Below are 12,404 nucleotides of genomic sequence, written 5' to 3'. Positions count from 1 at the left end.
TTTAGTCTAGCTGATCCTGCTCCAATTAACGGCGTTGGCACTCAGTGACCGAATGTGCCGCAACAGGTTGGCATGCTCCGGAAGACTTAAGTCAGGGTCTTTTTCTATGATCTCCAGCGCCGCCGCCCGGCTCTCTTTCAAGATGGTGGCATCTTTGGACAGATCCGCAATCAATAAATCCAGAACCCCGCTTTGCTGGGTACCCATCAAGTCTCCCGGTCCGCGTAGTTTCAAGTCAATGTCTGCAATCTCAAAGCCGTTGTTGGTGCGCACCATGGTCTCAATGCGCGTCTTGCCTTCCTTGCTGAGTTTGTAGCCCGTCATCAAGATACAGTAACTCTGGTCGGCGCCCCTACCCACGCGTCCGCGCAACTGGTGCAACTGCGCCAGGCCAAACCGCTCTGCGTTCTCAATCACCATCACGCTGGCGTTAGGTACGTTCACGCCTACCTCAATCACGGTGGTGGCTACCATGATTTGCGTCTCATGCTTTACAAAGCGCTGCATCTCATAGTCTTTGTCTGCAGGTTTTAAACGGCCGTGCACCATGCTCACCTGGTACTCGGGGAACGCACGCGTAATGCTTTCGTAGCCGTCCATGAGGTCTTTGTACTCCAGGCCTTCAGACTCTTCAATAAGCGGGTAGACAATATAGATCTGCCGGCCCAGCTTAATCTGCTCCCGTATGAACCCAAACACCTTTAGGCGGTTGCTGTCATAGCGGTGCACGGTGATAATCTCTTTACGGCCGGCCGGCATCTCGTCAATCACAGACACTTCCAAGTCGCCGTACAGGGTCATGGCCAGCGTGCGGGGGATGGGCGTGGCCGTCATGACCAGCACATGCGGAATGACCCGTGGGTTCTTCTGCCAGAGCTTAGAGCGCTGAGCCACGCCAAAACGGTGCTGTTCATCCACAATGCAAAGGCCCAGGTTCTGGAACTGCACTTCGTCTTCTAGCAGCGCGTGGGTGCCCACAATCATTTTCATCTCCCCAGAGCGCAACTGCTCATGCAAGACTCTGCGGTCTGCCTTTTTGGTGGAGCCGGTGAGCTTGCCCAAGACAATCCCCAGTTTATCCGCGAACTGCTTCAAGCCTTGGTAATGCTGGTCAGCGAGGATTTCAGTGGGGGCCATGATGCAAGCCTGCGCGCCGTTGTCGGTGGCCAGGAGCATGGTCACGAAGGCCACAATGGTCTTGCCGCTGCCTACATCGCCCTGTAGCAGGCGGTTCATCTGCTTGCCCGCAATCACGTCCTGGTAAATCTCACGGACTACCCGTTTCTGGGCGCCGGTGAGGTCAAAGGGCAGGTGGTTTTTGTAGAACTCGGTGAGCGTAGGGGTTTTGCTGAAAATCTGCCCGGCCAGTTCTGCCTTGCGCTTGGTGCGGGTGCGGAGCAGCTTAAGCTGGGTATAGAACAATTCCTCAAACTTGAGCCTGAACCGCGCGGCCTGTAGGGTGTCCCAGTTCTTGGGGAAGTGAATCTGAATCATGGCCTCGCGCTTGGACACCAGCCGGTAGTTGTCTACCAACTCAGGTGTAAGCGTCTCTGGCAAATGCGTGGGTGCCTGCTTGAGCAGTTCCATCATCATCTTAGAGATGACTTTGCTGTCTACGCGGTGGTTTTTGAGTTTGTCGGTGGTGTTGTAAACGGGTTGCAGGTAGGTCTGTTCCTGCTTCATCTCGGCGGCCTCTTCCAGGTCTGGGTGCGCCATGTTAAACTTGCCATTAAACAAGCTGGGCTTCCCGAAGACGATGTACTCCTGGTTCACCTTCAGCTGCACGTTCATCCACTTCACCCCCTTGAACCAGACCAGCTCAATCTCTCCAGACGCGTCCCGGATGATGGCGCTCAGGCGCTGCTTGCGACCTTCGCCCAAAAGGTTTTTCTCCAGCACGCGTCCTTTGATTTGCACGTACTGCATGTCCTCGGTGAGGTCTGCAATGGCATGGAACTGCGTGCGGTCCATGTACCGGAAGGGATAGTGCTGGATGAGGTCGCCGTACGTGAAGATGCCCAGCTCCAGCTGCAGCAGGTTGGCACGTTGCGGGCCCACGCCCTTCAGGAACTCAATTTTGGTATGGAAAAAGCCAGAAGACACCTATATAAGATACAGCCTCGTTTTTAGCCTGTTTTCTGGAAAATAGCCCAAAAACGCCAGCCAAGCCGCTCTGTAAAGTTACTAAAAAGTGGTGAGTGGGGCTACCGCAGGCCCTGAAGAATAACAAAGCTGCAAGGTCCAGAACTTACGCTTTTCTAACAAACTCTGACTTGAGCGCCATAGACCCGAAGCCTTCAATCTTGCAGTCAATGTTATGGTCACCGTCTGTGAGCCGTATGTTTTTCACTTTTGTGCCGGCCTTTACCGGTTTAGGGGCGCCTTTCACGGGTAAGTCTTTGATGACCACCACCGAGTCGCCGTTTTGCAACACGTTTCCGTTGGCGTCTTTTATTTGGAGGCCTGTTTCCTCAGTTCCTTCGGCTAAGGTCCACTCGTGCCCGCATTCAGGGCAGGCATAACTATTGGAATCTGTGGCGTAGCCATACGGGGAACTGCAAGAAGGGCAAGGTTTCAATTCTTCAGACATGGTGGGTATACTTTATGGCGTGCTGGCGTCTTTGCGTTTTTGGCCTGTTTTCTGGAAGACACCATAAAAACGCCCGCTCTGCCGCTCTGTAAAATTACAGAAAAGACACGAGGGAGGCTAATGGGATCAGGCTAGTTTGCCAAGCTAGTTTTCCTCTTTGCCATGCCTAGGCAGAAAGGCGAAAATAGTTGGGTCTTCCGTTAGAAATTGGCATTAGAAAGCATACCAAAATATTTGGCGTTTCGTATATATCCATATCTACTCACTAAAGAAAGGAGATACTATCTGTGCTACGCTGTTACGGGCTAACGGTAAGCACCTTTCACGCTGGGCGAGCGTTAAGCCATTGAGTGGCAGTTGGGAAGCCTCGGTTACGCCGGGGCTTTTCTTTTTGTCTCGTTTTGAATTGTCGTTTTTGGCCTATTTCCTGAAAAAGAGACCGAAAACGACTGAGGGCTCTAGCATTGTAGTACCCTTACAAACCCCGCAATCTATAGTTAAAGCTTCACTTTCTTACCCAGACCGTCAATCCGGTAGAGTTGGTTGCTTTCTATGAGCAGGCCTTGGGTTTTGGGGCTGTTCTTCTCCTGGCCGTGTTTCACGTCAATCTTCACCAGTTTGCCTTGGTAGTCTGTGGTCACATTAAAGACAATGGAATGACCTACGACCAGCTTGGAGGCGTCATAGAAATCAAGGATCTGGTCTAACTCGGCTTGGGTGGTTTTATGGTAGTTGGCAGTAAGCGGGTCCCGGAGCAGGTACATGGCTCTGTATAGGGTGTGCATGGAGAGGCTTCGGTCCCAGTAGGGACTGTCATACTTGCTTAAAACGGTTTTCTCTTTGGGGGAGGTTACTTTCTCGCGGGCGTCCTGGCCGTAATACTTGCGGGCAATCTGGTTTATCTCTGCCAGTGACAGCTTGTGCTGGTACAGGTTGGGGTTGATGCCGGCGTGCACAAACAAATATGGGCCAATCTTGGCGGCCACGTTCTTGGTCTTCAGCCACTTGCCCAGCTCTGAGTTAGGGCCATATAAAACCCTGGCCGAGGTGTCCCAGTCAGAATGGCCACTGATTTGTTTGGCCACCTCACGGTACTTGTACTCGGTGTAAGAATAGTCGCCGTAGAGTTTCATGATTTCATGATTGCCCAAGATGTAGTGCACTCTGCCGCCAGCCGCCGCGGCTTTGTCTTCTAGCATGTAGATGAGCCAGAGCACCTGAGGTTCGTTCTCGCCGCGGTCCACAAAATCACCGTTCAAGACCAAATGTCCTTGGCCAAACGTCCAGTTGTACTGCCTGTCCATGACGCCGTTTTTGATGAGAAAACTGGAGAAGGCGTCAAAATTCCCTTCAATGTCTGAAATGGCTATCAACTTGGCCGGCAGGGCGTACTGCTCTTGCTGCGGCTGATAGGCAGTCTTTAAGGTGACGTAGAACGAGTCTTGGTCTTGGTTGTCTGCTTTTACTTTGATGGGCAGGCGGGAGTCTACCCTTGACTTGACCAGTTTGTTGTCTGAGGTAACAATGAACTGTTGATCCCCGAAAATATAAGGCCCGTCTGACCCGTCCAACTTGGTGGCCACGGGAGTGGCTGTAGAAAACCCGAAGTCCTCGTCATTGGCCAGCGCATCCAACCCAGACCAGTGGAAGCGGTACACGCCTTTGGTTTCGTCAATGCTGCTGTGCCCAAATACCACGGTTGTAATGACCCCATAGCCCAGCACGGCATAGAGAGACCACTTGAGAAAAATTCTAAAGGTTTGTGCGGGTCTGCGGTTGGTTTTTCTGGGTGACATAGGCAATGGTTGGGCGTTTCTTTTTTCAATAGACAATTTTCATAAAAAAGCCGAATGGCGTGCAAGCATTCGGCTTTAAAGGAGAGCAAAGTGGAAAGTCGTTTTTAACTTGTTTCTCAGAAAACAGGCCAAAAACGACTAATAGAATATAACGGTTAGGTCATTGTTTTACGCCTAAGCTTGACAAAGGGTCTGTATGTAAAAACGAGGTTATAATGATTTGATGGCTACTTGTTGGTCAGAGATGGAATTAACCTGCGTTGTGATGGTCAATCCATTTGCGTGCATTGTAAGGTTCATATCCAAGTTTACAATGTATTTGGTGGTAAAGTTGTTTTTGGTATCAAACTCAGAAACCCCTTTCCCAGACCCAGAAGCTTTTAAATTGGTTTGATCAATTGACATGTCTAATTGAACCGTTTGGGCAATGTCAAAAATGGCGGTGGCGGCTCTCATCTCTTTTAGGGTATAGATGGTAGTGATTAGAAGTTTCACTGGCTGTGAACCAGTTACTGGAATGCTCATAGGCACTTTGTGCTCAAACTTTTCTCCAATTTGCAAGGGTTTGGATGGGTAAGGACTTTGTTGAGCGCTCTCAAGCGTGGCCTTAAAGGCTTTTTTAAAAGCGTCATTAATCTTGCCACTGATTAAGGTGTCTACCTGAAACTTGCTTTCGGCGGTATACTTTCCCTTAGCAATCAGTCCTGTTATAGGACTTTCTGTGACGGTCTCCTTGCCATTATTAATTTGCTGGGCATCTACCTTTTGATATTGAATAATAGCAGGAAAGCTCTGGTCTGCTTGAAGAGCGCCAGTAGTGGTGGTAGACAACATGTTACTGTGTCCTTCAACCACAAGAGGAAGAGTGACGCCGTTTGCCTTGATTTTGGCAATCTGTTCCTTAGAGCCTTCAAAATTTACCACAGACTTTGAAGATGTCTTCATAGTGGTAGTGTATTCTGTGTTTGGAGAGAATTTGACTTTTAAAATTACTTCCTTTTTCTGGGCGAAAGCTAGAGAAGAGGAAACAAAGAGTAAAAGCGGTAGTAATAATTTCATGCGAAAGATACAGGCAAAAAGGAATGATTAGTCCTCAAACCTTTTGCGGTTAGAAAAGGTGTTTACCTCAAAGATAGGACTTGATGTTATTGCAGCCGCTTATTCTGATAGTATTATCTGAGAAGGGCATAAGGGGTAAATATTTGTGACACCCGCATTTTGGCGTATTTCTTAGAAAACAGGCCAAAATCGGTGGGTGGTTTTTTATTAACGTAAACCACAATTGCTTGGACACCTTAGTAGATTAGTTCAAGGACAGCCTAAACCCGAAGACGGGCAACGCGCCTTGCATAAAGTCAAGCTCCTCTGCTCGCTTAAAGCCCAGTTTCTCATACATGTCCCAGGCGGTCTGCATGGCTTTGGTACTGTGGATGATCAACTGCCGGTGCCCGGTGTCTCTTGTCTTCTGGATGCAGGCTTGCGTCAACAACTTGCCCACGCCTTTGCCTCTGGCGTCTGGTCCTACGGCTAACAACCTAAAACCCGCCGCGTTTTTCTCTTGCGTAGCCGTCCCGCCAGAGCCGTAGTGTTGCATGTCATGAAAGAACACCACCCCGCCGGCCAAATCACCTTGTTCAGAAATGGCTACTAAAAGCTCTACGCCGGGCTTCTGCGTAAAATCCCCAATGTTGGCCAGCAATTGGTAGTAGGCAGGCTGTTCCTCGGGCTTCGGGAAGCCGTCTAGTTGGGAATACACCTGCACCATGAGCTGGCCCAAGGCCTTGAATTCTGAGGGAAGGGCGGGTCTGATGGTGACGCTGGGTTGAGGCATTGAAGGTGAATATGGAAGGAATGGATTTATAATTGAAGAAAGGTGCCGTAGACTCCGTCAATTACCTTCGCCATTTTGGTCAGGTCTAGGGTTTCTAAAGTGTCTGTGGGCTCGTGGTAGTTCTTGTTTCTGTAGAAAGATGTGTCTGTGAGCATGAGGGCGCTGTAGCCAAACTTCCAATAGTTGAGGTGGTCAGAGAAATCAATTCCGGGCAAGGCCGGCGGGCCGGTGAATTTCTTGGTGTTGATGACGTCCCTTTTTTTAAAAGCCCTGCTGAAGTCCTTCGCAAAGGCACCGGCGCCAAACTTGTTTACCAGCGTAATGTAGTTGCCCCTGTTGCCATACAGCAAAGACAGAATTCCCACAGGATAGGTCTGCGATTTTTTCTCTTCCTTGAAATAGCCAATCATCTCCAAAGAAATCATGCCATAGACGTCTACTTTCTGGTCTGCCAAGGATTTGGCATGCACGTAACTGCCCATGTAGTCGGTCCTGAAATAGGGTGGCTCTTCTAGCGTGTAGGAGACCAAATCAACGCGATGGTTCAACTTTTGGCCTTTCATGAGCCGGGCGAGTTCTAGCAAACCCACTACGCCGCTGGCGTTGTCATCGGCGCCTTCCTGGTTTCCGCAGACGTCATAATGGGCACCCACAATGATGCGCTTTGGATGCTCCATCCCAAACGAGGCGATGACATTTTTGTATACCTGCCCCTCTACCTTGTACTCTTGCACCGTGACGCTGTCTGTGTATTGATTCAATACACTTATGAGATAATTGGCTGTCTGGTTAAGCTGGTCTACGTTTTGATAATTGCGGTGCTTGGGCGTCTTGGTAATGGCAGTCAGGTGCTGCTTTATTCTAAGCGTGTCTACTTGGGGAGAGGCGTAACTGCTCAACAGGCAGAGGTACAAACATACGGTCACTATGCTTTTCTTCATGTCCTTACTTGCCTGGGGCTTAGATAGAAATGAGGTTCAAAACCAATTGGGTTAACAAACAAAAAGCCGAACGAGGTGTCATGTCATTCGGCTTTTTGAGGTTCATGTCGTTTTTGGCCTACTTTCTGAAAAACAGGCCAAAAACGGGTTTTACTTCTTCACTTGGTCAGACCAGTGCAAGGTGTTCAACAAGTGCACCACGTCTTTTTTGATGTATTCAATCACCGGCGCCAGAGAGTCATTGGCGGTGGCAGTCCTGAAGTACAGTGCACCTCGGAAGAAGTGCTTGGTGCTATCTGTGAGGTAGAACTGGAACTGGCTGGGCACTTCGCCTTCTAGCTCAAACACGCTGGCGGTGATGCCGGTGGGCGTCTTTACCTGGCTTTCTTCAATGGCGTAGGCCTTGATCTGGTGCCGGCTGGTGAGTCTTCGGGCATCTTCTACCAGCTCATTGAACTTCTTGGGGTCTTGGTTGAAGTCCTTGTAGGTAAGCTGGATGTTGGCGTCAAACCGTGGGTAGTAGATGTCAATCCAGTGCGGCTCTGCTATGCGCGAGGAGTCCTTCAAAATCTTGGCATACACAGAATGCTCAAATACATACGGGTGCGGCTGATTTAAAACAGTATACTTGGCCACCGGCAGGTCTATGCGGTTATAGCCTTTGGGTTTGGGCGTGTATTCTTGCTCACAGGCAGAAAAGCCCACTACTGCCAAAAGGGCAACTACCGCTAAAAGGAGGTTATTTTTCTTCATTCTCTGGGTGCGCCACTGTTTCATGCACGCGTACTTTCTTTATTTTCTTACTGTCAGCAGACTCAATGGTAAACTGGTAGGGGCCTAGTTGCAGCTCTTCGCCGGTATGCGGAATTCTGGAGAACAGCCTGAGCATTAAACCAGCCACGGACTCCACCTCGTTGCGTACGTCTTTGAACAAGTCTGTAGGCGGGTCCATGATCTTGCAGAAATCATGCAGAGAGGCGCGGCCCTCAAACAGGAACGTATGCTCGTCTAGTTGCGTATAGTAGCGGTCTTCTTCGTCATCCAGCTCATCATGGATTTCGCCTACAATCTCCTCAATCACGTCCTCTAAGGTAAGCAAGCCGGTAGTGTCACCGTACTCGTCCACCACAATGGCCATGTGCACGTGCCGCTCCTGAAACTCGCGCAGGAGCTCATCTATCTTCTTGGTCTCCGGTACAAAGTAAGGGGTTCTGATCAGGTTTTGCCAGACAAAGTCAGTGGGCGCGCCTAAATGAGGGAGTAAATCTTTTACGTAGAGCACGCCATCAATCTTGTCTAGGCCGTCTGTGTACACAGGAAGGCGCGAATACCCCCACTGGTGTATCTGCTTGATTAAGGCAGGGTACGGCATTTTGCGTTGGATGCCCATCACGTCTACCCGGGCGCGCATAATCTGCCGCACTGTAATAGACCCGAAGTTGATGATGGCTTTCAGGAGGCCTTTCTCCTGCGGCGACTGTGGCTCTGACGGGTTGTTGTCCAAAGAGATATGGGCCTCCTCGGTGGCGGAGGGAGTGCCCAAGACATTTCTGGTATGGCCGGTAAACTGTTGCAAAGGCTGTAGCAGCTTGGCAAACGGGGTGCCTAGTGCCGTGACAAAGCGCAGCAAGCCAAGATAGGGAACGTCTTCTGCGGCGCTCGTCCGTTTGCCCCAACTCACCGAGGCTATCCTTAAGACAAATAGGAGCAGCACCATCAAGAATAGGCCGCCCCACACCACCGCCTGCGGTTGGGTGGACAGTTGGCTGGCGCGCACCAAGGTGCGGTAGGCGGCAATGGCCAGGAACAGGTGCAGGGAGGTAGACAGGAACGTGCCAGCCGCTAAGACCTGGTTGGGCTGTTGCAATAGTCTTTCTGCCGCCGCACTAAGGCCCGCCGGGTTTTTTTCTACAGATGAAAAAGAAGGAAGAAGCTTTAAGAAACCGGCCATGGCGGCCGTCAGAAGCACTATGCCCGCCAGACAAAAAAGGATGAGGCTAACAGGCCCGGCCCAGAACGCCCAAGAGGCATTGGCCGGCAAAAAAAGAAGTAGAGAGCCCCAACTGGAGGGCTCTCCTAAAGAAGGTATACTTTCCAAAATGAAGGTATTGGTTCAACAATAAGGTTTAGAAAGGAAGGTCGTCTGGCTCCTGCTCAGAAGAGAAAGAGGAAGAGGATGCGTTTCCTTTAGAAGAGGTGCTGGCAGATGCATTAGCTGCGGCGTTGCTTTGCTCATAGCTGCCGCCGGTGCCGTTGCCAGAACCACCTTCGGTGCGGCTACCCAACATGGTCATGTTGTCTGCCACAATCTCTGTGCTGTAGCGTTGCACGCCTTCCTTGTCTTGGTAGCTATTGGTTCTGATCTTGCCCTCAATGTAGACAGACTGCCCTTTTTTGAGGTACTTCTCAGTGACCTCGGCTAGACCACGCCAAACCACAATGTTGTGCCACTCTGTGCGCTCCTGCTTGTCACCGTTTTTATCTTTGAACGTCTCAGAGGTAGCCAACGGGAAACGGGCCACGGCCACGCCGCCTTCTAAGTGACGCACCTCTGGGTCTTTGCCCAAATTTCCTATTAAAATTACTTTGTTAATGCTTGCCATATCTTGGTTCAAAAAGTGCAAAAATAGATAACTGTAGATTAAATATAGCTAAAATAAGTGGTCTTTCAAAAACGAATTTATCAAGACTGCTTTGGGTAATTCCTCTATTTCCTCTAAGCTATATAGACTTAGGCCAATAGATTCTTCTACCTCATCCCTTAAACGGACAGAGAGCGAAACAAGGTAAAACTGCGCCATAATTTTTTGATGACTCAAGACGTGTTTATACGTCTTCTCAATCACTTTAAAGCTAGGGAGCGGGGTGTTTAGGTCCTGTTCTAGCAAGGCATGCACTTCTTGCGGCGGCAGGCCGGGTGCCTCAGACTCTACCAAGAAAAAGTCATACAGGCCCATCCAGATATCATTCTGGGTGCGCTTTTTCATGTACACTTGGTCGCCCACCTTTAGGGCGGCATAATGGAAGAAGCGCTGCCGGCTGCTTTTGGCTTTCTCCTTGACGGGCAGGGCGCTCACCAAGCCGTTCAAAAACGCGAAACACGTCTGCTGTAAGGGACAGAACAGGCAGTCGGGCGCGATGGGGGTGCACTGGATGGCGCCAAACTCCATGATGGCTTGGTTAAACGTGTCTGGCTCGTCTACGGAAATCAAAGTGTTGGCCAGTTCTTCAAAGACTCTCTTGCTGGCGGGCGCGGTAATGTTCTCATGCTTGCCAAAGACCCGGGACAGCACGCGGTATACGTTGCCGTCCAGTACGGCCACCGGTTCCTTGTAGGCAAAGGAGGCAATAGCGGCGGCAGTATAACTTCCTACGCCTTTGAGCTTCAATAACTCTTGGTACGTGCCCGGAAATTTGCCGCCAAACTCCTCCACTACCTGCTTGGCCGTGAAGTGCAGGTTGCGGGCCCTGGAATAATAGCCCAGCCCCTGCCAGAGGCGCAATACTTCATCCTGCGGGGCGTTTGCTAAGTCAGAGACCGTAGGGAAGCGCTCTATGAACCGCAGGTAATACGGCAGGCCCTGTTTTACCCGCGTCTGCTGTAAAATAATCTCTGACAACCAGATAGCGTACGGGTCGCGGGTTTCGCGCCAAGGCAAGGCGCGCTGGTGCCGGTGGTACCACTGGATAAGCGCAGAACTAAAGAAAGCGGGGGTAGGAGAGGGCATGTGCGGTCTTTAACGTGTTGGTTTGCTGTTGGTATGCAAATAAAAACACAGTTTATTTTTTAATTAAATGTTTTACTTTCCAAAAAGGCCGCCTACCTTTGCAGCCCGATTTCGGAGTGCTGCAGCAGTGCGGCCAAGTTGCAACAAACATATTCATCTTCACTCAATATTAACCGATTAAACAAGTGACTAAAGCAGAAGTTATATCAGAAATTGCGGACAAGACAGGGATTGAGAAATCTGATGTTACGGCAACCGTAGAGGCGTTCTTCAAAGTGGTTAAGGACTCTATGGCCGATGGCAATAACATTTATGTGCGTGGCTTTGGAAGCTTTGTGAATAAGAAGCGCGCCAAGAAGGTAGCACGTAACATCTCTAAGAACACGTCTATCATCATTGATGAGCACTTTATCCCTAGCTTCAAACCGTCTAAGACCTTTGTAGCTAAGATCAAAAACAGCAAAAAAATCAAGGAAGCGGTTGTTTCCTAAGGTTTTAGTATCTTTGCAGTCTTAAAATCTGTGTTTTAATCCTTTCTTTTTAAAAGAATTATGTCAAAAGGACGCTTAGCGCTTATCGTTTCTGCCGTTTTGCTGGTGGTTGTGCTGGCTCTTTTGCCAAAGGTGATTATAAACAAAGATAAGAAAGGTACATTTGCCGCTGACGGCACCGCTGCCCCTGTTGCGCAGACAGACCATGATCCTAACCATGAGGGCCATGAAGACCACGCAAAAGAGGCACCAGCGGCCATGCCAGGCAATCCCAAAGAGGCCCACGCTGCCGCTACGCCCGCTCAGTTAAAAGAGCTGACAGAGTTGCGCGCCAAGTTCAACCGGGAAAGCAACAGCCAGGCAAAAGGCCAGCTAGCCACGCAGTTGGGTGAGAAGTTTGCCAACATCAGCAAGTATGACAGTGCCGGTTACTTTTATGAGCAGGCGGCGCTGGTAAGACCTGGTGAGAAGAGCTTCCAGAAAGCGGCAGACCAGTATTTTGAGGCATTCAGTTTTGCCGCCACGCAAGAAAGGTCCCAAGCCATGGGCCAGAAAGCACGCGAGCTTTATGAGAAGGTATTGAAAAACAACCCTTCTAACCTGGATGCCAAGACAAACACGGCCATGACCTATATTGCCAGTGACAACCCTATGAAAGGGGTGACGCTGTTAAGAGAGGTGATTGCCTCTGACCCTAAAAACGAAAAGGCGCTCTTTAACCTGGGCGTGCTGTCTATGCAGTCTAATCAGTATGACAAGGCGGTAGAGCGTTTCAGGGAGCTGACGCTGGTTAACCCTAACCACATTGACGGTAACTTCTACCTAGGTGTGTCTTTGGCAGAGACCAAGCAGAAGGCAGAGGCCCAAAAGGTATTTGCCAAGGTAAAGCAGCTAAGCAAAGACCCAGAGGTGCTGGCTTCTGTAGACGGTTATCTGCAGAAGATGAACAGCGCCCAGTAACACTAGAGTTAAAATATTTTTCACTTATAAAAAGATCAAGACTATGCCTTGCGGTAAAAAAAGAAAA

The 12,404-nt window shown here is 50.0% G+C and carries 12 protein-coding genes; 2 read left to right on the top strand and 10 right to left on the bottom strand.

Annotated features, from left to right (window positions below):
• Positions 1-6: 6 nt before the first annotated feature.
• The 10 genes from recG to mutY form a co-directional block, all read right to left on the bottom strand.
• The gene (gene recG / locus TH61_RS04370; protein WP_066506316.1) at positions 7-2,103 is read right to left on the bottom strand and encodes an ATP-dependent DNA helicase RecG; all 2,097 of its coding nucleotides are present in this window, start codon (positions 2,101-2,103) and stop codon (positions 7-9) included.
• A gap of 145 nt (positions 2,104-2,248) precedes the next feature.
• Positions 2,249-2,590 (bottom strand): zinc ribbon domain-containing protein YjdM, encoded by a 342-nt coding sequence (locus TH61_RS04365; RefSeq protein ID WP_066506313.1) that lies wholly within the window; start codon positions 2,588-2,590, stop codon positions 2,249-2,251.
• 497 nt (positions 2,591-3,087) lie between these two features.
• Positions 3,088-4,386, bottom strand: coding sequence for a metallophosphoesterase (locus TH61_RS04360; protein ID WP_071887903.1), 1,299 nt, complete (start codon positions 4,384-4,386; stop codon positions 3,088-3,090).
• 210 nt (positions 4,387-4,596) lie between these two features.
• Positions 4,597-5,331: a hypothetical protein gene (locus tag TH61_RS04355; RefSeq protein WP_066506307.1), complete on the bottom strand. Its 735-nt coding sequence runs from the start codon at positions 5,329-5,331 to the stop codon at positions 4,597-4,599.
• 358 nt (positions 5,332-5,689) lie between these two features.
• Positions 5,690-6,217 (bottom strand): GNAT family N-acetyltransferase, encoded by a 528-nt coding sequence (locus tag TH61_RS04350; protein ID WP_066506304.1) that lies wholly within the window; start codon positions 6,215-6,217, stop codon positions 5,690-5,692.
• A gap of 26 nt (positions 6,218-6,243) precedes the next feature.
• The gene (locus TH61_RS04345; protein ID WP_066506301.1) at positions 6,244-7,158 is read right to left on the bottom strand and encodes a M28 family peptidase; all 915 of its coding nucleotides are present in this window, start codon (positions 7,156-7,158) and stop codon (positions 6,244-6,246) included.
• A 150-nt stretch (positions 7,159-7,308) separates the two neighbouring features.
• On the bottom strand, positions 7,309-7,911 hold the full coding sequence (gldD, locus tag TH61_RS04340) for a gliding motility lipoprotein GldD (protein ID WP_066506298.1): 603 nt from the start codon (positions 7,909-7,911) through the stop codon (positions 7,309-7,311).
• Positions 7,898-9,256 (bottom strand): transporter associated domain-containing protein, encoded by a 1,359-nt coding sequence (locus TH61_RS04335; protein WP_157600550.1) that lies wholly within the window; start codon positions 9,254-9,256, stop codon positions 7,898-7,900. Before TH61_RS04335 ends, gldD begins: the two co-directional genes overlap by 14 nt.
• 28 nt (positions 9,257-9,284) lie before the next feature.
• On the bottom strand, positions 9,285-9,761 hold the full coding sequence (locus tag TH61_RS04330) for a single-stranded DNA-binding protein (RefSeq protein WP_066506295.1): 477 nt from the start codon (positions 9,759-9,761) through the stop codon (positions 9,285-9,287).
• A 48-nt stretch (positions 9,762-9,809) separates the two neighbouring features.
• Positions 9,810-10,886, bottom strand: coding sequence for an A/G-specific adenine glycosylase (mutY, locus tag TH61_RS04325; RefSeq protein WP_066506293.1), 1,077 nt, complete (start codon positions 10,884-10,886; stop codon positions 9,810-9,812).
• Between the two features lie 185 nt (positions 10,887-11,071).
• On the opposite strand from mutY, the gene TH61_RS04320 reads away from it, so the two are divergent.
• Positions 11,072-11,377 (top strand): HU family DNA-binding protein, encoded by a 306-nt coding sequence (locus tag TH61_RS04320; protein ID WP_066506288.1) that lies wholly within the window; start codon positions 11,072-11,074, stop codon positions 11,375-11,377.
• A 60-nt stretch (positions 11,378-11,437) separates the two neighbouring features.
• Positions 11,438-12,337 (top strand): tetratricopeptide repeat protein, encoded by a 900-nt coding sequence (locus TH61_RS04315; protein ID WP_066506286.1) that lies wholly within the window; start codon positions 11,438-11,440, stop codon positions 12,335-12,337.
• Positions 12,338-12,404 lie beyond the last annotated feature (67 nt).

It is taken from the genome of Rufibacter sp. DG15C, assembly GCF_001577755.1.
Classification (GTDB): domain Bacteria; phylum Bacteroidota; class Bacteroidia; order Cytophagales; family Hymenobacteraceae; genus Nibribacter.
Note: the sequence above shows the minus strand (reverse complement) of the source record. Positions and strands in the feature narration are given on the sequence as shown.